Below are 22,378 nucleotides of genomic sequence, written 5' to 3'. Positions count from 1 at the left end.
GCACACAAATCGATCAGCAAGACGACTTCACCGAGATCGACCCGATCTCAACGAGGTCGACGTGGTACGGCGGTGGACCACAGTGCCCAAGCGACCAGCACCGGCTGGAAGAGTAGTCGTACGAATCGCGTCGTGTCGTTGTTGAGGCCGAAGCCATCTCGCTTGTGAATGAATTGGGCGATGTTCCCTGGGAACACGGCGACGAAGAATGCCGCGGCCAGCCGTCCCACGAGGACCCGATCGCGGGTAAACAGTGCAAGACCCGCACCGAGCATGACCTCTATCCCGCCCGATGCCATTACGGTGCCGTCTTCGTCCAGCGGCACCGACTTCGGCACTTGGGCGCGAAAGGTGTCGCGTGCCCAGAATAAATGACTCGTGCCGGCGAGTATTAGCGTTCCAGCAAGTGCAAAGCGCCCGACGGTGCGAGCGGGCGTCGATGGTGGCGGGGAAGCCAGTGTCTTTCGACTTCTTCGATGAGCGAGTAGGTTGCCAATGCTCTTGCGTTTGGTACGAATTCGCATCGCGTTCGCTCTCTTTCATTGGTGCTTCATCACAAAGCTGCTTACTTTGTCACAATGCTGCCGCGCCTGCTTCGGCGACGGTTTGGTCTTGTTCCCCAGTACCTCCACTGACTCCGATCGCGCCGACGACCTGACCACCGCGTTGCAGCGGAATGCCGCCGGCGAAGATCATGACGCGCCCGTTGTTGCTGGCAGTGATCCCGTAGAACTGTTCGCCCGGCTGGCTGTTTTCGCCGAGCGTCCTGGTCTCGGTGTCGAATGCCCGGGCTGTCCACGCCTTGTTGATGCTGACGTCCACACTGCCGATCCAGGCGTCGTCCATCCGAATGTGGGCCACCAGGTTGCCGCCCGAGTCGACGACCGCGACGTTCTGTGGTTGTCCGAGGTCTTCTGCCTTGCGCTGCGCCGCATCGATAATTCGATGCGCGTCGGCCAAGCCGATGGTGTCGTTTGCCATGATTGCCTCCTCAGCCGTTGGCTGGGTTCAACACGACCTTCGTCCAACCCTTCTCACGGTTGTCGAAGTGTCGGTATGCGTCCGGGGCTTCGGCGAGCCCGAGGTTGTGAGACACCAGCCGGGCCGGTGTCGCTTTTCCCTCGTGAATCAGTTCACACAGCGCGCGGTTGTATGCCTTGACATTCGCCTGCCCGCTGCCGATGGTCTGACCTTTGAAGAAGAACTTTCCGAAGTCGAAGGCCAACTGACCCTTTCGGGCGAGTTCGTCCTTCGCGCCCGGATCCTCCGGGAGGAATACCCCCACCACACCGATACCGCCAGTCGGCTTGACCACGTCGATCAGTGCATTCATCGTCATGTTGGGCCGTTCGTTGCCTTCTGTGTCGTGGGCCTGGTAGCCGACCGCTTCTACTCCGCGATCGACTCCCGCGCCATCCGTCGCCTCCTTGATCTGTTCGACCGGATCGCCGTCGTTGGCGTCAATGCCCACCGCGCCGAACCGTTCGGCCAACTCGAGCCGCTCGGGTATGTGGTCGATCACGAACACGCGACTTGCACCCTGTAAAACAGCTGAGTATCCAGCCATGATTCCAACCGGCCCCGCACCGTAGACGGCGATCGTCTCACCGGGTTGGAGCTTCGCCAGCCGGGTCCCGTGCCAACCAGTCGGGAAGATGTCGGAGAGCATCGCGTAGTCGTTCTCCTTCTCGACGCTGTCGTCGGGAAGCACAAGTGCGTTGAAGTCCGCATAGGGCACCTGCAGATACTCGGCCTGCCCACCTGGATAGGGACCCATATCGGCGTAGCCGTAAGCACCGCCGGCCGCCGGTGGGTGGATGGTCAGGCAAAACCCGGTCAGTCCGCGCTCGCAGTTGTTGCAGAAACCGCATCCGATATTGAACGGCAGGCATACTCTGTCACCGACATCGAGCGAACGAACCCCCGCGCCGACCTCGACAACCTCGCCCAGATTCTCGTGACCGAAGATCGAGCCTGGTTCGATGTCGGTGCGGCCTTCGTACATGTGCAGGTCCGACCCGCAAATATTGGTCGCCGTCACCTTGACCACCAGATCGGTGGGCTCCTCGACCGCGGCGTCCGGAACGTTCTCCACCGACACGTCTTTCGGGCCGTTGTACACCAAAGCTCGCATCTTGCGCTCCTCCGGTCGGGGTACGTTCGACACCGCTTACCCCTGGCCGCTCTTCGTAAACAGACAGCGCCACACGTCGGCAGAGAGGAACCTGCCAATGGAACTGCCGTTGGACTGCAGGACATGGCAGCCGACCCCGATCTCGTGCGGAAGATGCGCCCGAAAACCTTCGGCAAGACCCTATTATCGGCCGTCGAAACCGACATGGCAGCAACCGTTCCGCACCGTTCGGGTCCTCGGCTTTGGCTGAGGCAGCACTGTCCGCCTTCAGCGGTGGGCGGCTGACCACGTACTGGAGAGCACCGAGTATGCGCGACAAGGGGTCGATCCGTGGTGTTGACACTCCTCGGATAGCGGCGTGTACTGGATGTTCGGGGATGAGTCCTTCTGGAGTGACCATGGTTATCATCGGTTTGATCATTCTGATCGCGGCAGTGGTCGTCGGTGTGGCGGGCGTCATGACGAACAGCGGTGACGCACACGCGCTGACCAACGACTTCTCCGTTTTCGGGTACCAAGTCACCGGTTCGACCACCGGCATGCTGTTTCTTTGGGGCGTTGTGGTCGGCGCAGTGGGCATGTTCGGCCTGAGCGTGCTCTTGGCCGGCTCCCGTAGAACTGCTCGACGCGGCCGTGCGGCCCGCCACGATCTCGAGCATGCACGCAGTGATGCAGCACCGATCAACACCGATCACAGCCATGGTCGGCCAGCCGGAGCTGACCGGGGACGCAGTTGGCGCCACCCCTTCGCACACAATTCCGGCAATCCGTCGACCATGAGCGGGCACGCCTGACAGAGGTTGATGTGACTCCTTGAAGGAGAAACACTCGGCGCGTACCGTCGATCGTAGGTGGTTGAGACCAGCAGCCTCGTAAGTCCGCGAACTCGAAGGCGGACGCCAATCGATTGCTGAGCGATCGGAGGGGCCGATGCCGCTGTTACCCGATTCCGTCGTACCCACGGACTCAGACCTGTGAACGACGTAGAAAAGGCCAGGATTCTTCTGGACAACGGCGGCGATACTTACGCTACCGATGCGGAAGTTGGACTGAAGAACACGCCGGCACCACTGTTCCGTCTGTTCATGCTGAGCTTACTGTTGAGCGCTCGCATCTCTGCAGACATAGCGGTTGCTGCGTCGAAGGAACTGCGCAGCAAAGGAATCACGTCCGCTCGAACAGCACGGGAAGCGAAGCGATCAGATGTTGTCGACGCGTTCGGTCGCGCTCATTACGTGCGTTACGACGAACGGACCGCCACCCAGCTGCATGACGATGCCCACCGAATGAAACGTGTCTACAACGACGATCTGCGGCGGCTGGCGAAACTATCGGAGTACCGAGTCGACAAAGCAAAGCAGTTGCTCACCGAATTCGACGGTATCGGGCCGGTCGGTGCAGACATCTTCTTGCGAGAAGTACAGGAGGTGTGGCCCTGGGTCCGTCCGCATTTCGACAAACGCGCCGTCGAAGGAGCACGAAGTCTTGGATTGCCGGACGGCAACGACGAGCTCGCCGACCTGGTTTCCGACGACAAACTCGCGTTGCTCGCTGCGGTCCTCGTTCGAGCGTCCCTCGACGACACCCTCCGTAATTCTCTCCAAGACCAATTCTCTCGACATTCGACAACCTGAGGGAGGACCTGTTTCATGACCTCGACAAATGCACAACCGATGAGCAGCACCGGACCGGATCCCGAGCCGTTCGAATCCGTTAGCCCCTACACTGGCGAGACCGTCGGAGAGTTTCCGTACCTTGAACTCGAACAACTCGATGCGGTTGTCGACCGCGCCCACGATGCGTTCGAGACATGGCGCGAAGTGCCGATCGGTGAGCGTGCCGCCGTGGTTCTTCGCGCCGCGCAACTGCTACGCGATCGCAAGGAAGAATTCGCTTCACTCATCACACGAGAGATGGGCAAGCTCATCGCCGAGAGTAAATTCGAGGTGGACCTGGCCGCAAGGATTCTCGAGTACTACGGTGAGAACGGACCACAATTTCTGGAATCCACCGATATCGATGTGGAGAACGGTAGCGCCCGCGTCGTCAACGAACCGCTCGGTGTTCTTCTCGGCATCGAGCCGTGGAATTTTCCCCTTTACCAGGTGGTCCGCGTCGCCGGCCCCAACATCATCGCGGGCAACACGATCCTGCTGAAGCATGCGAAGCTCTGCGCCACCACGGCTGCGCGATTGGAAGAGCTGTTTCACGACGCAGGGGTACCGGAGGGCGTGTACACCAATATCTTCATGCGAACACGCGACACCGAACGCGTTGTGAAACATCCTGCCGTTCAAGGCGTCGCACTGACAGGCAGCGAAGCCGCCGGCTCATCAGTTGCCGCACTGGCCGGGAAACACTTGAAGAAGTGCATCCTCGAGCTCGGCGGCAGTGACCCGTTCGTGGTGCTCGATGACGCCGATGTGAGCGCTGCTGTCGATGCCGCAGTTCCCGGACGAATGGCCAACACCGGCCAAAGTTGTATTGCGTCGAAGCGTTTCTTCGTTCCTGACATCATGTTCGAGGAGTTCGTATCCGAGATTTCTGATCGACTCGGCGCACTGCAGCCGGGCGATCCGTTGGATCCCGAAACTACGCTGGGACCACTTTCGTCCGAGCAGGCAGCTCGAGACCTCATCGAACAGGTACAAGACGCAGTGGACAAGGGTGCCACCGTGGTCACCGGCGGGGGCCGCCCGGAGAATCGGGGCCCGAACGGTGTGGGCGCCTTCGTGGATGCCACCGTCTTGACAGGAGTGACCCCGCAGATGCGGGCCTTCTCCGAAGAGTTGTTCGGGCCCGTGGCTGTCATCTACTCCGTTTCCGACGTCGACGAGGCGGTGTCATTGGCAAACTCCTCGGCCTATGGTCTCGGCGCGACCGTCATCGGCCGAGACCAGACCAAGGCAAACGAGGTTGCCAACCGTATCGAAAGCGGCATGGTATGGGTCAACGAACCGACGGGGACGGATCCTCGGTTGCCGTTCGGCGGTGTGAAAAATTCCGGATTCGGTCGGGAACTCTCCAACCTCGGCATTCTGGAATTCGTGAATCGCAAGCTCATCCGATCGGTAACCGCCTAGACGCCAGTCCAGTTCATCTGGGCTGCGCACTCGATCGACCTGTTCTCTCAACTGCAAAGGAATTGATGTCATGTCAGACCCGATCACCAGCACCCTCGACCCCGAGAGCCAGAAGATCACCGGCGAGGCATTACAGGACACAGTCGTCGACCTGATCGACTTGACGTTGATCGCGAAACAAGTCCATTGGAACGTCATCGGCGCAAACTTCCGGTCAGTTCACTTGGCCCTCGACGAAATCGTCACCGCTGCACGCGGTTTCACTGACGACGCCGCAGAGCGCGCGACCGCGATCGGCGTGAGTCCTGACGGTCGCGCGTCAACGGTTGCACGCGATACCGGCGCCAAGGGCGTCGGCGACGGCTGGATGCACGATACGGACGTCATAGCCTCCATGGTCGACAACATCGACACGATCGTGCAGCGTCTACGCGAACGAATCATTGTCACCGAAACCGCCGATCCGGTGACGCAAGACTTGTTCATTGCGATTGCGGCGCGACTCGAACAGTTGCACTGGATGTGGCAGGCGCAGATGGGATAACGCCGGACGGTGGCATCGGGTGTCCCCGCTCGGGTAGCCCATATCAGGCCCAGTCGGAGGCCCGAACAACCATGACGGGGCAGTCTGCCGTGTGAACCAACGCGTTGCTGGTGGAGCCGAGCAGCATTCCGGTCAGCCCGCCGCGTCCCCTGTGTCCGACCACGATCAACTGCGCTTCCTCGGCGAGGCCACTCAGCACCCGGACGGGGCGGTCACGCTCGACCATCCGCCGCACGGACAGGTCCGGATACCGTTCCCGGTAACCGGCGAGACGCTCCGACAGCACCAGTTCTTCGTCCGCCTGGATACGGTTCCAGTGCGGGTCCTCCGGGACCGCGCCGAGGCTGGGCTGCACGCTCACGTCACTCCACACGTGCACAGCCACCAACTCGGCATCCCGCACCGACGCCTCTTCGAAGGCGACGGCGGTGGCGGACTCACTCTGCTGCGACCCGTCCACACCCACGACGACGGGCCCATCGGTCGGAGGCTGTCCGTCGACCGTACGGCCGCGCACCACCACGACGGGCGACTCCGCGTGTGACAACACGGCAACTGCGGTGGATCCGACCACCAGACCGGTGAATTCGCCGTGCCCTCGCGAGCCCAGAACCACCATCCGTGCCGACTTCGACAACTCGACGAGGGTGTTCGCAACGCGACCCCGGTATCCCTCGGTCGTGACGTTCACTCCGGGGCCCGCAGTCTGTTGTGCAAGCTTCTTGGCATCCGCCAGATGTACCCGCCCCGATTCCTCGAGTTCGTCCCGAAAGCTTTCCGCCAGATACGGTTCGGAGTAGTAGAAGCCGGGGATGTGTACCACCGTCACGATGTTCAGCGGACGGGCCGATGCCTGCGCCGCACGTGCCGCCCACACCACGGCGCCCGACGCAGATTCCGAACCGTCCACGGCCACCACGATCGGCTCGTTACGACTCTCGTGAGTGCCACCCATTTCATCCACTCCTTCCCGATGTGCCTCCATCATGGCGGGTCGGAGCCGATTGTGGGCGGAACTTCTCAGGTCAGGCGTCGCACAGTTTCCGGAACTTCTCGATGAGGGCAACCCGGCCGGCACGATCGGCAGCGAACGGTGTGACGTTCACCGTGGTGACGCCCGATTCGGCGAACGCGGCGAGCCGTTCCTTCACGTGGCTTTCCGGGCCGATCAGCGACACGGCGCGGACCAGGTCGTCCGGGACCGCTGCAGCAGCTTCCTGCTTCTTGCCCGACAGGAAGAGGTCCTGGATCGTCTCTGCTTCCTTCTCGTAGCCGTATCGCACCGCGAGGTCGTTGTAGAAGTTCTTACCTTTGGCGCCCATGCCGCCGATGTACAGCGCCAGGCTCGGGCGAACCCAGTCGAGCATGTGGTCGACGTCGTCGCCGATCGCGAGCGCCGGGGACGCGTACACCTGCAGGTCGCCGAGGTTCGGGTCGCGCTTGGCCTTGCCCTTGGCGAGGGCTTCACCCCACACGCTCTCGGCCTTCTCCGGATGGTAGAAGATCGGCTCCCAGCCCTCGGCGATTTCCGCGGTGAGCGCTACATTCTTGGGTCCGATGGACGCAATGAGTACCGGGATGCGCTCACGCACCGGGTGGTTGATCAGCTTCAGCGGCTTGCCGAGCCCGGTTCCCTTGTCCGCGGGAAGTGGCACCTGGTAGTACTTGCCGTCGTACTGCACCTTCTCGCGCTTCCACACCTGGCGGCAGATGTCGACGACCTCACGGGTGCGGCCCAGCGGAGCATCGTATTTGACGCCGTGGAAACCCTCGACCACCTGCGGTCCGGACGCGCCGATGCCCATGACGAAGCGGCCGTCGGACACGAAGTCGAGCCCCGCTGCCGTCATGGCGGTGAGGCTGGGTGTCCGCGTGAAGATCTGGAAGATGCCCGATGCCAGCTCGATGGTGGACGTCTTGGCGGCAAGGTAACCGAGCTGACTCACCGCGTCGAACGAGTACGCCTCGGGAACGAAAGCAATGTCGAGCCCCGCCTTCTCGAGGTCCCCGACCTCGGCGGCCGTCTCGGCGAAACCGCCGCTGTAGTTCAAGCTCATTCCGATACGCACGCTGTACCTCAATCGTCGACCGACAGTTCTGCTCTGACCCTAGTTCGGCTCGGGCCGCACCACCACGACAGGGCACTCGGCATGGCTGATCAGGTTGTTGCTCGTCGAACCGAGAAGCATGCTCCGGAACCCACCTCGGCCACGGCTTCCGACGACCACGAGCTGCGCTTCCTTCGACCATTCGAGGAGGCGCGCCCGCGGATTGTCGATGTAGATTTTACGTCTCACCTCGACGGTCGGGTACTGCTCCTGCCAGCCGGCCAGCGCCTCCGCGAGCACAGCATGTTCTTCGTCCTCGATGCGGCCCGGAACCAGAGCAGCAGCACGTGGGTCGTCGAAGGTGCGCAGCCCCAGATCGCTCCAGATGTGCACGGCGACCAGAGGCACCTGCCGTAACGATGCTTCCTCGAAAGCGACTGCCACCGCCCGCGCACTGGTGGGGCTGCCGTCGACACCCACGACGACCGGTGCATCGGGCCTGATCTCGCCCCGCACCACCACGACGGGACAGTGCGCATGAGTAGTCACGCTCAGGGTGTTGTTGCCGAGAAGTGCTGTGGTGGCCGCCCCGACCCCCGAGGCTCCGACTACGACCACTCGCGCCGTCTCGGACAGTTCCACCAACCATTGGGAACTGTTGCCGATGGACATCTCGGCTTCGATGTCCAGATCGGAGTTCCGTTCCCTGGCCGCCGTCACGGCGTCCGTCAGAATCGATTTGCCGCTCGCCTCGATCCATTCGAACACGCCGCCCGCGTCGATGTAGGGACCCCCGAATCCGTAGGGGGCGAAGTCGAGTGCGTGAACGATCTTCAGCGACAGACCTCGCTTCGCCGCAACATTCGCTGCCACGCGGAGCGCCTCTTTGGAATGCTCCGACCCGTCCACACCGACAACCACACTGTTTCCGTCGACTGCGCTCATGCCCTCACCATAGACCTCCGGAGACACCTGTCACATAATTCGCATCTGCGATGCGAATTAACCTATCGTGATGTTCATGCAGCTCACACAGTTCACCGACCTCGGACTCCGGGTGGTGATGCGCCTGGCGGTCGACCGATCGGATACCCGCCCGAGCAGCAGGGAGATCGCTCAGCAGCTGTCGATTTCCTACTCACACGTGGCGAAGGTGATCACGCGTCTGTCGGAAATGGGAGTCGTCGATGCTCGTCGTGGACGCGGTGGCGGCCTCGCCATCACCGAACTCGGCCGCACGGCGTCTGTCGGATGGATCACCCGCCGCCTCGAAGGCGAAGGCGAGGTGGTCGAGTGCGAGGGATCGAACCCCTGCCCCCTACGCGCCGCGTGCAGTCTGCGCTCCGTCCTGAAATCTGCACGCGAAGCCTTCTTCGCATCGCTCGACACGGTGACCGTGGCCGACCTGACCGCACCGCCGAGCCGCGGCGTGCTTCTCGCCCTTCCCGGCGTGGGTGCTCCCGAAACCCTCGCCCCTCAAACCGGTACTGGAACAGACAGTTCCGCTCGATGATTGGAGAAATTGCCATGCTCTCGCCCGCATCGCAGGAGACGATTCGCGCCACCCTCCCCGCCGTCGGTGCCGCGATCGGGGACATCACGAAGCTCTTCTACAGCAAGATGTTCGCCGACCATCCGGAACTCGAACGCGACCTGTTCAACCGCGGAAACCAGAAGCAGGGCGACCAGCAGCGGGCGCTCGCCGGCGCCATCGCCGCATTCGCGACCCTGCAACTCGATCCCGACAAGGAGCGCCAGCAGGCGATTCTGTCCCGTATCGCCAACAAGCACGCGTCTCTCGGAATCGAACCCGACCAGTACTGGGTGGTGCACAAGTACCTGTTCGCCGCCATCGTCGAGGTGCTCGGCGACGCGGTGACCCCCGAGGTCGCGCAGGCTTGGGACGAGGTCTACTGGCTGATGGCCAACACCCTCATCGCGATGGAGGCCGGCTTGTACGAAGCCGCAGGCGTCGAGGTCGGCAAGGTGTGGCGCGAGGTCCGTGTCGCGGAGCGCGTTCATCAGTCGACGGACACCGTGTCGTTCGTACTCACCTCCACCGACGGTTCGGACCTGCCGACGTTCGTTCCCGGACAGTACCTTTCGATAGGTGTGAATCTTCCCGACGGTGCGCGGCAGATTCGGCAGTACAGCCTGTCCTCCGCCCCGGCTCATGGTGATTGGCGCATCACCATCAAGCGCATCGCCGAACGCAATCTCGAAGACGGCACGATCCCTGCAGGTGAAGTGTCGAACTTCCTGTACAACAACGTCTTCGAGAACGACACCTTGTCCGTCTCCACACCGTTCGGTGATCTGACACTCGCGGACGACGATGCACCACTTCTCCTGGTGTCCGCGGGTATCGGCTGCACCCCGATGATCGGAATGCTCAACCACCTCGCCGAATGCGAGGACAACCGGAAGGTCAGCGTCGTTCACGCGGACCGCTCACCCAGTTACCATGCCCACCGCCTGGAGCTGACCGAGCTCATCGGTCGTCTGCCGTCGGCTGCCATGCACCGCTGGTACGAGGACCTCGGTGTCCGCAACCCCGAAGCGGACCTGAAAGCGGGCCGAGCCGATCTCGACGAACTCGACATCGCACCCGGCACCCGCGCCTACCTGTGCGGACCGCTGCCCTTCATGCTCGGGATGCGGGAGGCCCTCCTCGCGAAAGACGTTCCCGCAGAGAACATCCATTACGAGGTGTTCGGCCCGGACAGCTGGGCAGGCGCACCCTCGCCGGCCTGACGTGGAGCGCCGTCACACCGGCCAGGTGTGCACGGCCTCTCCGCTTCGCATGTGGGTGACGTAATCACCGAGCATGCCGGCCAGTGCCTGTTCCCGGGACTGGCCGGCATGCTCGCGTTTCGTCACCTGGCCGCGTTGCCACGTGGCCCCGTTCCGCCGAGTGCGGCACCGCCCCTCGATCACACCGAGATAGCGATCGCGCGCCTGCGTATCCAGGCCGTACGACGTCAGGCCCTCGTCCGCAACCGCCAGCAACCTACGAAGAACCAACTCGTCGACGCGCACCTTTCCGACGTCCGGCCAGTAGAGTTGCGCGCCGATCCCGAACCGGGCACCCAAGTAGAGATTCTCCTCGGCGGCATCGAACGACATCGCCGCCCATGGGCGGTGCTCCGCATCGACGAGTCCCCGAACCATTCCGTAGTAGAAGGCAGCGTTGGCCATCGTGTCGAGCACCGTCGGCCCGGCGGGCAATACTCGGTTTTCGATTCGAAGGTGGGGGCTCCCGTCGGCGCAGTCGTAGACCGGGCGATTCCAGCGGTAGATCGTGCCGTTGTGCATCCGCAATTCGTGTAGATCCGGAACACGTCCCCCATCGAGATCATCGAGCGGATCAGCATCGGCGACCTCCGGCAGCAGCGCCGTGAAGTAGCGGGAATTCTCCTCGAACAGATCGAAGACCGACGTAATCCACCGCTCCCCGAACCACACCCGAGGCCGTACGCCCTGATTCTCGAGCTCCAACGGTCTGGTGTCGGTGGCTTGCTCGAAAATGGGAATGCGGGATTCGTGCCACAGCGCCATACCCGCGAAGAACGGTGAGTTCGCGGCGGTGGCCACCTGCACCCCGGCCAGGCACTGCGCCGTGTTCCAATGCGCCGCAAAAGATTCTGGTGCGACCCGCAGATGCAGTTGCAGCGACGTACAGGCAGCCTCCGGAACCACGGAGTTGACGTCGGCACCGAGATGCTCCTTGGCGTGCCCGGAGAGGGCCACACCGCCGAGATCCAGTTCGATGTCCTCGCCGCGAGCCGCGACGATCTGATCGTTCAACAACTCGAAGCGCGGATTCTCCGTGATTCTGTCACGGCCGAGATGCTCGAACTTCAGCGTAGGCAACATACCGATCATCACGAGCTGGGCGTCGTGTCGCGTCATCCGAGCGGTCGCAACGTCCAACGATGCCCGCAGGTTACGTTCCAGTTCCGCCACGCCGTCTCCGGTGAGCGGAGCGGGTGCCACGTTCATCTCGACGTTGAACTGAGCCAACTCCGTCTGGAAAACCGATTCGTCGTCGATGGCGTCGAGAACCTCGAGGTTCGACATCGCCGGCTGCATATTCGAGTGCACAAGATTGAATTCGATCTCCATACCCAGCAGCGGTGGTGGTGGCACCACATTGTCGGTGAAGGCGCCGTCCGACACCATGCGTTCGAGAGCGGCCGAGCACCGGCGCACCTTCTCCCGGAAGGCGCGGCGATCGGCTGGAGTGAATGCGCGCGCCGTCACTTCGGTACCCACGAACGCGCTCCTGTCCCCGAATTCGCGGGCGGTCTGCAACCACCCTAGTCACAGCATATCGACCCATCCCACACGGAGAGCCAATCACCAGTTAATCTCAGAGCAGACAACAGCGAGCGGAAGGATCGAACATGAAGGCGGGAACCGGCCCCAAGAAGAAGGTGGAATTCGCGGTGGGAGCGCGCGTGAAAACGCGGCACTCGACCGATCCCGACGTCCGCGAGAAGAAGCGCCCACTCGAGGCCGGCGAAATTGTCGACGAGTTCGGGGGCGTGGAGAAGATCGACAACGAAAAATACGGACGTGACTGGGCAGTCTCGAAGCGGTGGGCTATTGCGTTGGACGCCGGCCCACTCGTGTTCCGCGACGACGCCGAACTGGAAGCAGAGTAAGCCCGGCAGAAGCCGGGCCTACTCTGGGAAAATCTCGGTTCGGGCGAACCTACACGGCGGAGGCACCCGACCAGGTGACCGCTACGCCGCGCGCCCGCAGCCACTGCGCCGGATCAACCTTCATTCCGCCCTGATCATGAACCTCGAAGTGCAGGTGCGGGCCGGTGGACTGCCCACGGTTGCCCACCGTCGCAATCGTCTGACCTGCTTCGACACGCTGACCGGGATTGACGAAGTAATCGTTGACGTGACCGTAGACAGTGACCGTGCCGTCGTCGTGCAGGACACGCACCCACTGACCGAATCCTGCTGCCGGGCCTGCATCGATGACCTGACCGTCTGCCGCGGCGAGCACCGGCGCTCCGATGGGGGCCGCAACGTCGAGTCCGCCGTGGTGAGCTCCCCAGCGCGAACCGAAGCTCGACGTCAAGGTGCCGGAGACCGGCTGCACCGTGGTGGGCTGCAGCGGGTTCAATGAGTCGAGCCACTGCTGAGCCTGAGCTGCCTGCTGCTGCAGACCGGGGGCAATATCAGCGATATCGGCCGGAATCTCGGGGATCTCGAAGCCCTCGGGAATCATTCCGGCCGGAACCTCGAACGGGAGACCGGCAATCGACTGTCCGACGTGGTTAGCAGCATCACCCGGGGTCGCCTCGAACGACTGCGCCGGCGCCGGGGCCGCTGCCGCAGTGGCAGCTCCGAGCTGCGCACCGCCGGTGACGATGGCCCCCGTCGCGGCGGCAACCGTTGCGGCTTTGAGGCCGAGAGGCGAACCACTCTGGTCGCGGTGACGTCCACGTTCTGCGTTCGGATCGATTGCGAACGGGACGGATGAATTATCCGCGCGGTGGTGAGAACCCACAGTTGCTACCTCGTCAGTCGTCGGAATACAGCTCGCGCTGCGAGCGCGTGCCCCTCTGCCTTCGCGACGTAATGTAACAAATTGATATAGGTGGGCGCTACCGTTACCCGTTCTTGATGTCGACCTGCAGCCCGGCCGCACCTTGCATCACGAGATGCAAATGTCGTGTCGTCGGATTCGCCAACCCACACTCCGGGTACATCTCGACCATGCACACACGACGCGGACCACTGATCGCAGCCATGACCTTGACCGCCCTCGTCGCCGTCGGATGCAGCAGCGACGACGAACCAATGGACGAGCAGACCACTGTACAGACACCTCCGACATCCGCCGAAACGACAACCGCGGACACGTCGGCATCAATCGGCGCACGAGCATTCAAGTTGCCAGGAGACGACACCGACAGCGACACCGCCTTCACCTACGACGAAGCCGCAGTCCCAGTGGGTTCGACCGTAGACGTCGAAACCGAGGAGGAAGACGGCAGCACGACAGTCACGCTCGACGTCGCCGAACTCGCACCGAACCGCGAATTCGGAGCCCACGTGCACACGCGCCCGTGCGGGCCGCAGCCCTCCGACGCAGGACCGCATTACCAGAACAATGTCGACCCCGCGGCCACACCGGAGAATCCGTCGACGGATCCGACCTACGCCAACCCACAGAACGAGATCTGGCTCGACTTCACCACAGACGAGAACGGTAATGCTCAGGTGTCGACGACCGTCGATTGGGAGTTTCGCGACGACGAAGCGAACTCACTCGTGATACATGCCGAGCACACCATGACCGGCCCCGGAGTGGCCGGAGATGCCGGCGAACGTCTGGCATGCATCGACGAGGACTTCTAATCTCCGTTCACCAGGGCCGAATTCGTTCGGGCAAGGCGGACACCAGGACACCCGGACACCAAGGTCAACCGTTCTTGATCTTGTCGTGTGCTTCCAGTTCCGCCTTGAACGCCTGGTAACGGGCAATATGGTCGGGCCTACGCCGGATGATCGCCCATGCCACAGTCAGCACCACGAACCACAACGGGGTAACGAGGAGCGCTCGCAGCGTGTCCTGTTCCTGGGTCAGCGCCCAGATGATGAAGGCGAAGAAGCCCAGCACCACCCAGCACATCACCACTCCGGCGGGCATCTTGAACTTCGACGCCTCGTGCAGATGGGGACGACGACGGCGGTATACCAGGTAGCTCGACAGAATCATGGTCCACACGAAGATGAACAGCAGCGCCGAGATGGTCGTGACCGTAGTGAAGGCCTCGATCACAGATTCACCGGAGAACAGCAGCACGAGCGCCGACAGCAGGAAGATGCACGAGAACATCAAGGCATTCGCCGGCACTTTTCGGCGACTGAGCCGGCCGAGCGCTCGCGGCGCATCGCCTTCCTGAGCCAGTCCGTACACCATCCGCGACGTCGAGTAGATCCCCGAGTTCGCGGACGAAGCTGCCGAGGTGAGCACCACGAAGTTGACGACCGACGCAGCAATGCCGAGACCGGCGAGCGTGAACATCTGCACGAAGGGACTGTTCTCGGCACTGATCTCACGCCACGGCGTCACAGCCATGATCACGAACAGGGCAAGAACGTAGAACAGCAGGATGCGAATGGGGATCGAGTTGATCGCCTTCGGCAGGTTCTTTTCGGGGTCCTTCGCCTCGGCTGCGGTCGTTCCGACCAATTCGATACCCACGAACGCGAACACTGCGATCTGGAAGCCGGCGACGAAGCCCATGACACCGGTCGGGAACATGCCTCCGTCGGACCACAGGTTGCTCAACGCCGCCTCGGTCCCGTTGGGTGCGGTGAAGTTGCCGATGACCATCACGAAGCCGACGACGATCAGCGTGGCGATGGCGATGATCTTGATGAGCGCGAACCAGAACTCGGTCTCACCGAACGCCTTCACAGTGGGCAGATTCAGGGCCAGAAGCAGCAGGATGGCCGCCAATGCGGGCACCCACAACGTCAGGTCCGGCCACCAGTAGGCAACGTAGCCGGAGATCGCGACGATGTCCGCGATACCGGTGACGATCCAACAGAACCAATAGGTCCACCCGGTGAAGAAGCCCGCCCACGGACCGAGTAGATCGGCAGCGAAGTCGGAGAACGACTTGTACCGGATATTGGACAGGAGCAACTCCCCCATCGCCCGCATCACGAAGAAGAGCATGAAGCCGATGATCATGTAGACGAACAGCACCGACGGCCCGGCCAGTGAGATCGTCTTGCCGGAGCCCATGAACAGGCCGGTTCCGATGGCGCCACCGATGGCGATCAACTGGATATGTCGGTTCGACAACTGGCGTTGCAGGTGCGGTTCTCCGGCGGGCTCTTCCGGACTCGCCTGCACGGACACCGTGCTATCGGACATGCGCTCTCCTCGTCATCCTCGAGTTGGGATGTTCGTAAGGTACGCGGCAGTTGCACTGCGCGTGCGCCATCCCCGACTAATGTCCGATTCGACCGAATATTCGCCGGAAAGGCTAAGGGAGCGGCGGAACAAGCACCAGCTTGCGGACGGGTCGGCGGGCCTGCGCAGCGAATTGTTCGACGAACCGCACCAGTGACCGATGCAGGTCCGACAATTCTCGGGCGCCGTATGTTCGGCTGTTACCGAGAAGATCGATATGAAGTGACCCGAGGCCATCGTGGTAGACGTCGACCTGCAGATCGTGCACCGGGCCGGACGTCAGCATCCCCACACCAGCACGATGGCCGGCCAACTCGACTGCCCGTTCGTTCAATCTCAGGTTGACCACCGGCCCGAAGGGTCGCCCGGACGGCGGCACACCACGATCACGCTGCATATCCTCGAACCGATAGCGCTGATGTCGCAGGGCTCCCAAGACGGTGGTCCGAGCCGAGTCGATCAACGTATCGACAGGAGAATCGGATACACCCGGCAGCAACAAGGGCACGATGTTGTCGAAGGACCCGGCCGAATCCCGCATGATCCGGCTGGTCCGTCCCGAGGTGGTGAGCCCCAAGACCACGTCGGATCGGCCGGAACGGTCAGCGAAGAACGAAGCAAGCGCCGCGATCACCACGGCGGCCAAACCGCCGGTCTCCCCCGCCAGAACCTCCAGGTCACGCCGGTGTGCTGCACTCAGCTCGGCGGTGCACTTGCGCGGGACGGTAGCCATGATCCGGCGCTCGTCCTCGACGGTCAGAGACGACAACCGATCCCGCCAGTACCGTCGGTCGTCACCGAATCGGGGCGAGTTGCGGTAGCGCTCCTCCAGGTCGGCGAGACTGCTCGGGTCCTGCGCCCTCGACGGTGGTGCCGGTGTGCCGGCGATGTCCGCGCTGTACAGCTGCGCCGTTCGCCGGACCATGGACATGACCCCGTAACCGTCCAACGCCAGGTGATGTGCCCGCACATAGCAGAAGTAGTGATTACGCCCCACCCGAAGCAAGGCAGAAGTCACCAGCTGGTTCTCGGTGATAGCGACCGGAGTCGCACAATCGGACTGCATCCAGTCATGTGCCGCACCGACGGGGTCGGTGTGACCGGTCAGATCGACGAGCTCGACGCACCGCTCGGGACTCGTGTCCACGAATTGGAAGGGTTCGCCGTCCACCTCGACGATGCGCAACACACCCGAACCGAACTCGATCGCAGCAGCCCTCGCTGCATGCCGCAACGCATCGACGTCGATGTCGTCGAAAATTTCGAGGTACTGCCCGATCACGAACGGTGTTGCCAAATCGCGCAGCTGCTCGGCCCACAGGCCGCGTTGCGCCTTGGTCAGGGGGAACATCTCGCGCCCCCCGGCCTCCATATTCGTCATCGAGCACTCCCCCTGTCCGTTCGAAACGTGCGCCTCGAACCGGCCGACCACCCGCCGTACCGATTCGGGGCCGTCGAACAGTGTAAGCACGTCAGCGTGTCCCAGACCACAGCCTCCTGTGTGTTCGAGATTCATATCGCGGAAAGGCAGAGATTTCGTTACACCTCTTCGGCCGTGGACACCTGCGCGTATTCGCCCGTCGCCGCTCGGGTGTTCGTGCGCGCCGCGTGCGGCACGGTGAACGTCGCGAATACACAGAGCACCGCAACCACGAAGCACGACACCCCGTACCAAAGGTTGCCGATGGGATCGCCGTTGCTCGTCACGCCGTCGACGGCACCGAAATAGTCGGGCAGTGCCGAAGCCCACAGCAAGGCCATCACGAACAGGTAGATCACGCTGTAGATCCGAACGAATCGGTTGTCGTAAGCGGGGCCGTCGAACGTTCTTCGCCGCATCCGGTCCCACTGACGAATCAGGACGACGACGGCGACGATCGCAACCACCGCTAGTTCGGTTGCGTAGAGAATCCCCCGGATCGTGTCGCTTCCCATACCCAGGACGGTTGCCGGGATCGGCAGGACGAAGGTGCCCAGCGATGCAAGAAGCCCGATGACGATTGTGCGCCACACCAACTCCGCCCCGGAGAAGCGGCGGCCCTGATCCACGTGTCGACCGACGAAGAACTGAACACACAGCGCCAACGACATCGGCCACAGCGCGGCGAACACGACGACGCTCGGGAGAGGAACCGAGTCGAACATGGGCTGGTTGATCGGGTTGGACGTCGACCAGGCCCACCAGCGCAGTTGGGGTCCCAGGTGATCGAAGATCTCGTAAAACGCGTGGTGCACGAAGCCCACACACACCGCGCCGACTAGCACACCGTATCGGCGGAACACTCCGAGCATCTTGACGATCTCGAACGCCATGGTTGCCATCAGCGGGTAGATGGCGATTATGTAGAGCGGCAATCGCCCCCACATGAACTCGACTGTGAACACGTTGTGCGCAAACATCGTGTCCACGTGCCCGTCGATTCCGAACGCTGCCGGAAAGTACAGCGGCGGCTCGATGACGAACAGGTATGCGGTGGCCCCGAACCAGAGCACCAGGCTGGTCGGATCGCCCTGGCGGCGCATGCGCACGATCGCGAACACGAGCGCCAGGACGGAGCCCACAACGATGGTGAGTTCGAGCACCGGCAGTGTCCAGTTCTCCAGCGCGAACGGGTTACGGAATTCGACCAGTCCACCGGCCTCCGCGCACGAGAAGCCCAGTGCCGTCGAGAGTTGGTCGAAGGTGGTCGAGCAAAGATCGGCCATCGGTTGCGCTCCCTACGAGGTGATGGTGTCGGCCGTGTACCAGCGGGTGACGTCGTAGCCGGCCTCGTACCGGTCGAACCACACGTCGGCAAGGGCAGGTAGTTTCTCGTGGTCCGGGTTGTGCTTGGGCAGCTGACTGCGAATGATGCCCATCAACGCGACGAGTTGTTCGCGGAGCGGTAGATCGTCGAATGCGCGGGGCATCGTGCCGTTGTCCTCCGCGCTCACAAACGGCAGTCGCCTCTTCAGGTTCTGCTTCCGCCGGTAGGAAGCGAACATGGAGAGTGCGTCGACTCCACGCTCCTCCAGCGGGACATGCTTGTTGAAGCCCTCGCACGCCAACCGGATGACATACAGCACGTGGCGGAAGATCGACGGCGCCACCCGCATCCGGTAGACGTCGCTCCCCACCACCGAATCGAAGATGGTCAGCGCAGAACTTCGATGCTCGACTTCCTCCACGAAATGCCAGATGAACAGGGAAGCGACACGGTCGTCGCCGGGACGAAACAGCGTCGAATCGTTGTCGAGCATCAGCTTGAACACCGGCGTGAACGTTGCTTCCAGGTCTGCGGTGTAGGCGAGTCGGTACTCGACCGAGGTTTCGGCCGTGAGCTTGTCGAATGCACCGATCACCTCGTCGAGTGTCTCTTGAAGCTGCGGGTATGCCCTGATCAGCCCCTTCACGTGTTGGCGATGGGCTGTCGAGTGCTGCCCCTCTTGACGCACGAAGGCGTCGGCCTCTTCGGCGACCGCCGGATCGGGAATCAGCGGCATGGCCTCACGAATCAGGTTCACGATCATCTTCTCGAAGCCGATCGCCAGGAACGACACCGCGTTGGACATGCTCGAGAACGCAGGATTTTCTTCGTTCCACAAGAACGGGACGTCGTACTCGGCGAACGCGAAACGCATCTTTCGAACGATTAGGTCGGTCACTGCCTGACACCTCGTCTTCCGCGAGTCGGTATTTCGATGACACCGGATCGGTGTTACCGAAGTCATAGTGACAGTCACCATACAAAGAGTCAATGGTTTGTATGATTTGCGTACAGATACACGTATCCCCTGGTAGATCGGCCGCACAGGACCGTTGTGGTAGTTTTTCGCGGTGACACGAAGGCGCGGCTGGGGTGGGAGTCCACCTGCGAACGACGAAGAAGCGGCGCGTCGAATCGTTGCCGTCGCAGTCGAACTGATCGCACGATCAGGCTCGGCCATCAGCATCGCGGACGTCGCGGAGACTCTCGGTGTCATCAGACAAACCGTCTACCGATACTTCCCCAGCGCGGACGCGCTCATGCGCGCGGCGGCGATCGCATCCGTCGACGGCTTTCTCGATCGGCTCGCAGAGCGAGTCGCTGGACTGGAAGATCCCGCCGAGGCAATGACCGAGGGGGTCGTGTTCACGCTCGCCGAGGTGCGCCGCATCCCACACCTGGGCATTCTGCTGACCGGCAGCTACTCGAGCGCCCACCCGGACGGCCTGACCTCCAGCGAGGCGCAGGCCCTCGGCATGACGATGATCAGGCGTTTCGACGTCGACTGGGAACAACACGGATACGACGAGCCTTCTCTCGCCGAACTCGTCGAATACATCCTGCGAACCATGCAGTCGTTCTTCGTGTCGCCGGGCAATCCGCCACGTACCGACGAAGAACTACGGCGTTACCTGCGCCGCTGGATGGGATCTGCGATCAGGGCGCAGAGTCACTGAAAGCACACCTGATACTGCAGGTTCCGCAGCGCAACCGCCAGCGGATCCTGCGACAACCCATAGGGATCGATACTCTTCTGGATCAGGTAGATGGGACCGCCGATCACCACACACAGCGGACTCGGTGGTTGTGACGGTGGGTTCGCCTGCGCTATTGCTGCACCGCCCATCGTGAACGACACCACCATCACCAGTACGGCGACGAATCTGCGCATGATCAGACCTCTTTCCTCGGCATGAACGGCCTCGGCACACTCCGCTCTCCGTGTCACCGGACGCTGGCACCCAGTGCAGTACCCCGGCCCAGCCAGAACCTATCACCGCGGTCGGCGACGATGCCGTGAATCGGCACAGTCACCCTCGGAGCAGCGACGACGAGATGGGCGCCGAACCGGAGGAAGGATACTCACGGGCAATCCAACTTCTGGGTGGACGGCTGACTCGATCACTCGACTTTCGTGTCGGAGAACGCCAGGAAGGTGATGGTCGCCGGCGCACATTCCACCGAACCTGCCTCGAAAGGCTCACCGACCATGGACGGCAGAGTGTCGCCGTCGAGGCGCAGCGGCCGATCGTTGAGGTTGACGTCGACACCCTCGAGGTCGGGGGCCGAGAGCGTGTACCGGTCCCCACCTACCGCGGAGGTCACCAGGTGCGACCTGTCGAGGCCGGTGTTGACGAACACCACGGTCACCCTGTTCTCGTTGGGGGCGTCGAACGCGTGGGCGTACACGTACAGACCCGGGCGATGCAGACTACGGGCGTCGAGGACCGCAGTGCCCATCAATTGCCGCCACAGCAGAGCCGCCCAATAGTTGGGGCGGGGGGCGAACGTCTTCTCGTCGAGCAGCCCGTAATCGCTGGAGGCGAGGGTGTTGTGGAACTGCACCTCGACACCGCCGAGAGCGAAGCGTCCGAGCTGGTCGACATAGCGGAAAGTGTCGAGAAAGGTGCCCGCCCACCTATCGCCGCCGCAGGCCGCTTGAGCGGTTTCCGTGCACCACATCGGAGTCCGGCCGCAGAACCGATCCCGCAGGTCCGTGTAGAAGGCCAGCGTGTCGTCAGCGCGGGCGAGCCACTGCGCCGTCACGGCCTCGGCTGCGGACGTGCCCGGCATGCCGACGCCGGCACAGCGCGCAGACGCGGCGCCGTAATGGTGGAAGGTGAACCGGTCGACCTCGACCTGCGAACTCCCCTGGTCCCGGGATGCGGTCAGCAGGTCGTCCGTCGGTAGCACACCTGACGAACCGTAGGTGAGGGCGAGACCGCCGCTCCGCGTTTCGCCTACTGCCCCCGGCCCCAGCACGAGCCAATCCGGTGCCTGATCGCGCACGAACGCGCGAAACGATTCGTAGTCCCTTCCGTATGCGGAGGTGTCGTAGCCGTCCGGGGCACCACCCATGGTGGCCATCGTCGGCTCGTTGAAGAACTCGGCGCCGACGATGCTGCCGCCGAGTTCCGTAGTGAGGTCGAGCAAACGCTGCGCCTGCTGTGGAGTCCACGCATCGTTGTCGTCTCGGCTGCCGTATCCGATGGACATCGACGTGACTATTCCGGCGTCGACCGCATCGGCGAAGGCCACGACACCGGCCCACTCGTCACGGCGCAGCACCGAGGAGAACCCCGACGGCGGCTTCGCCGCGTCCTCACCCTCGGCCGGAAGAAAGACGGTATTGGCCCACGTGCCACTCACTCGGACGTACGCCGGGGCCAAAGCCGCAGCCAGAGCCCGCAACCGCGGGTGCGACAGGTCGATCGGCGGCCGGTACTCGTACAAGCCGGGGTCCATCCCGGCAGGGATCCCCTCGTTGCCCTGGGTGTCGCTTCCACTCGCCTCGACCGAGTCCTCCGAAGCCTGTGTGTAGGGCTTCCAGAATCGTCCGCCAGTGACCTCCACCATCTCCACGTTGTAGGACTGGAACTGTTCGGCGACCGTCCCCACCCGCGGGAGGGCGAATGGATCGATGCGGTCGGTTCCTTCACCGGACACGATGCCTCCAAATCTGATTCGGGCAACCGTGGGACACCGCGACCAGGATGAAAGCCCAAATCATCCGAGTTGTAGTCATCCGAGTTGTAATCGGCGGTTCGCGTAGTCCCCCGCCCTCGTAGATCAGGCGGATGGAGCCACCCTCCCCTAAAGGGTAGGCCGCAGGTTCGAATCCTGCCGAGCACACCGAGACACTGCCGGCC

Annotated in this window: 23 protein-coding genes; 9 read left to right on the top strand and 14 right to left on the bottom strand. The window is 62.7% G+C overall.

Features of this window, described 5'->3' with window-relative positions; all coding sequences use genetic code 11:
- Positions 1–47 precede the first annotated feature (47 nt).
- Genes ACZI8Q_RS13220 through ACZI8Q_RS13210 form a run of 3 tightly spaced genes read right to left on the bottom strand, consistent with a single transcriptional unit; the run spans position 48 to position 2,134 of the window.
- A complete protein-coding gene (locus tag ACZI8Q_RS13220) occupies positions 48–524 on the bottom strand; it encodes a DoxX family protein (RefSeq protein WP_463373994.1) in 477 nt (158 codons plus the stop codon).
- 49 nt (positions 525–573) lie between these two features.
- The gene (locus ACZI8Q_RS13215) at positions 574–984 is read right to left on the bottom strand and encodes a GlcG/HbpS family heme-binding protein (RefSeq protein WP_463374050.1); all 411 of its coding nucleotides are present in this window, start codon (positions 982–984) and stop codon (positions 574–576) included.
- Between the two features lie 7 nt (positions 985–991).
- Entirely contained in the window at positions 992–2,134 is a 1,143-nt protein-coding gene (locus ACZI8Q_RS13210) for a glutathione-independent formaldehyde dehydrogenase (protein ID WP_463373993.1), read from the bottom strand.
- 398 nt (positions 2,135–2,532) lie between these two features.
- On the opposite strand from ACZI8Q_RS13210, the gene ACZI8Q_RS13205 reads away from it, so the two are divergent.
- The 4 genes from ACZI8Q_RS13205 (at position 2,533) to ACZI8Q_RS13190 (ending at position 5,761) form a co-directional block, all read left to right on the top strand.
- The gene (locus tag ACZI8Q_RS13205; RefSeq protein ID WP_463373992.1) at positions 2,533–2,928 is read left to right on the top strand and encodes a hypothetical protein; all 396 of its coding nucleotides are present in this window, start codon (positions 2,533–2,535) and stop codon (positions 2,926–2,928) included.
- 180 nt (positions 2,929–3,108) lie between these two features.
- Positions 3,109–3,768 (top strand): endonuclease, encoded by a 660-nt coding sequence (locus ACZI8Q_RS13200; protein WP_463373991.1) that lies wholly within the window; start codon positions 3,109–3,111, stop codon positions 3,766–3,768.
- A gap of 15 nt (positions 3,769–3,783) precedes the next feature.
- A complete protein-coding gene (locus ACZI8Q_RS13195) occupies positions 3,784–5,217 on the top strand; it encodes an NAD-dependent succinate-semialdehyde dehydrogenase (protein WP_463373990.1) in 1,434 nt (477 codons plus the stop codon).
- A gap of 70 nt (positions 5,218–5,287) precedes the next feature.
- On the top strand, positions 5,288–5,761 hold the full coding sequence (locus ACZI8Q_RS13190; protein ID WP_463373989.1) for a Dps family protein: 474 nt from the start codon (positions 5,288–5,290) through the stop codon (positions 5,759–5,761).
- 43 nt (positions 5,762–5,804) lie between these two features.
- Here the strand turns inward: ACZI8Q_RS13190 and ACZI8Q_RS13185 are convergent, their stop codons facing one another.
- The 3 genes from ACZI8Q_RS13185 to ACZI8Q_RS13175 all read right to left on the bottom strand — a co-directional run bounded on the left by ACZI8Q_RS13185 (position 5,805) and on the right by ACZI8Q_RS13175 (position 8,754).
- Positions 5,805–6,716 (bottom strand): universal stress protein, encoded by a 912-nt coding sequence (locus ACZI8Q_RS13185; RefSeq protein ID WP_463373988.1) that lies wholly within the window; start codon positions 6,714–6,716, stop codon positions 5,805–5,807.
- 70 nt (positions 6,717–6,786) lie between these two features.
- Positions 6,787–7,830 (bottom strand): LLM class F420-dependent oxidoreductase, encoded by a 1,044-nt coding sequence (locus ACZI8Q_RS13180; RefSeq protein ID WP_463373987.1) that lies wholly within the window; start codon positions 7,828–7,830, stop codon positions 6,787–6,789.
- A gap of 39 nt (positions 7,831–7,869) precedes the next feature.
- Positions 7,870–8,754, bottom strand: a complete 885-nt coding sequence (locus ACZI8Q_RS13175; protein WP_463373986.1) for a universal stress protein — start codon at positions 8,752–8,754, stop codon at positions 7,870–7,872.
- 76 nt (positions 8,755–8,830) lie between these two features.
- On the opposite strand from ACZI8Q_RS13175, the gene ACZI8Q_RS13170 reads away from it, so the two are divergent.
- Together ACZI8Q_RS13170 and ACZI8Q_RS13165 are read left to right on the top strand one after the other, a co-directional pair.
- Positions 8,831–9,322 carry an RrF2 family transcriptional regulator gene (locus ACZI8Q_RS13170; protein ID WP_463373985.1) on the top strand — a complete coding sequence of 164 codons (492 nt, stop codon included), beginning with the start codon at positions 8,831–8,833 and terminating at the stop codon, positions 9,320–9,322.
- A 14-nt stretch (positions 9,323–9,336) separates the two neighbouring features.
- The gene (locus ACZI8Q_RS13165) at positions 9,337–10,563 is read left to right on the top strand and encodes a globin domain-containing protein (protein WP_463374049.1); all 1,227 of its coding nucleotides are present in this window, start codon (positions 9,337–9,339) and stop codon (positions 10,561–10,563) included.
- A gap of 12 nt (positions 10,564–10,575) precedes the next feature.
- On the opposite strand, the gene ACZI8Q_RS13160 is transcribed toward ACZI8Q_RS13165, so the two are convergent.
- Positions 10,576–12,084 (bottom strand): glutamate--cysteine ligase, encoded by a 1,509-nt coding sequence (locus ACZI8Q_RS13160; RefSeq protein WP_463373984.1) that lies wholly within the window; start codon positions 12,082–12,084, stop codon positions 10,576–10,578.
- Positions 12,085–12,215: 131 nt separating this feature from the next.
- On the opposite strand from ACZI8Q_RS13160, the gene ACZI8Q_RS13155 reads away from it, so the two are divergent.
- Entirely contained in the window at positions 12,216–12,476 is a 261-nt protein-coding gene (locus ACZI8Q_RS13155) for a hypothetical protein (protein ID WP_463373983.1), read from the top strand.
- A gap of 49 nt (positions 12,477–12,525) precedes the next feature.
- Here ACZI8Q_RS13155 and ACZI8Q_RS13150 read toward each other — a convergent pair whose 3' ends face one another.
- Positions 12,526–13,338, bottom strand: a complete 813-nt coding sequence (locus ACZI8Q_RS13150; protein ID WP_463373982.1) for a M23 family metallopeptidase — start codon at positions 13,336–13,338, stop codon at positions 12,526–12,528.
- 209 nt (positions 13,339–13,547) lie between these two features.
- Between ACZI8Q_RS13150 and ACZI8Q_RS13145 the strand changes: the two genes are divergently transcribed.
- On the top strand, positions 13,548–14,192 hold the full coding sequence (locus ACZI8Q_RS13145; RefSeq protein ID WP_463373981.1) for a superoxide dismutase family protein: 645 nt from the start codon (positions 13,548–13,550) through the stop codon (positions 14,190–14,192).
- 64 nt (positions 14,193–14,256) lie between these two features.
- Here the strand turns inward: ACZI8Q_RS13145 and cycA are convergent, their stop codons facing one another.
- The 4 genes from cycA to ACZI8Q_RS13125 all read right to left on the bottom strand — a co-directional run bounded on the left by cycA (position 14,257) and on the right by ACZI8Q_RS13125 (position 19,407).
- On the bottom strand, positions 14,257–15,723 hold the full coding sequence (cycA, locus tag ACZI8Q_RS13140) for a D-serine/D-alanine/glycine transporter (RefSeq protein ID WP_463373980.1): 1,467 nt from the start codon (positions 15,721–15,723) through the stop codon (positions 14,257–14,259).
- Positions 15,724–15,835: 112 nt separating this feature from the next.
- Positions 15,836–17,143 (bottom strand): condensation domain-containing protein, encoded by a 1,308-nt coding sequence (locus ACZI8Q_RS13135; RefSeq protein ID WP_463373979.1) that lies wholly within the window; start codon positions 17,141–17,143, stop codon positions 15,836–15,838.
- Positions 17,144–17,301: 158 nt separating this feature from the next.
- Positions 17,302–18,468 (bottom strand): DUF7802 domain-containing protein, encoded by a 1,167-nt coding sequence (locus tag ACZI8Q_RS13130; RefSeq protein WP_463373978.1) that lies wholly within the window; start codon positions 18,466–18,468, stop codon positions 17,302–17,304.
- A 12-nt stretch (positions 18,469–18,480) separates the two neighbouring features.
- Entirely contained in the window at positions 18,481–19,407 is a 927-nt protein-coding gene (locus tag ACZI8Q_RS13125; protein WP_463373977.1) for a metal-dependent hydrolase, read from the bottom strand.
- Positions 19,408–19,579: 172 nt separating this feature from the next.
- On the opposite strand from ACZI8Q_RS13125, the gene ACZI8Q_RS13120 reads away from it, so the two are divergent.
- A complete protein-coding gene (locus ACZI8Q_RS13120; RefSeq protein WP_463373976.1) occupies positions 19,580–20,185 on the top strand; it encodes a TetR/AcrR family transcriptional regulator in 606 nt (201 codons plus the stop codon).
- Here ACZI8Q_RS13120 and ACZI8Q_RS13115 read toward each other — a convergent pair.
- Complete coding sequence (locus tag ACZI8Q_RS13115) at positions 20,179–20,400, bottom strand: hypothetical protein (RefSeq protein WP_463373975.1); 222 nt, start codon at positions 20,398–20,400, stop codon at positions 20,179–20,181. The two genes, ACZI8Q_RS13120 and ACZI8Q_RS13115, sit on opposite strands and share 7 nt — an antisense overlap.
- Positions 20,401–20,630: 230 nt before the next feature.
- Positions 20,631–22,175 carry a hypothetical protein gene (locus tag ACZI8Q_RS13110; RefSeq protein ID WP_463373974.1) on the bottom strand — a complete coding sequence of 515 codons (1,545 nt, stop codon included), beginning with the start codon at positions 22,173–22,175 and terminating at the stop codon, positions 20,631–20,633.
- Positions 22,176–22,378 lie beyond the last annotated feature (203 nt).

The organism is Rhodococcus quanlei, from assembly GCF_055231015.1.
The sequence above is the reverse complement of the archived record's forward strand: the minus strand, read 5'-3'. Positions and strand labels throughout refer to the sequence as shown.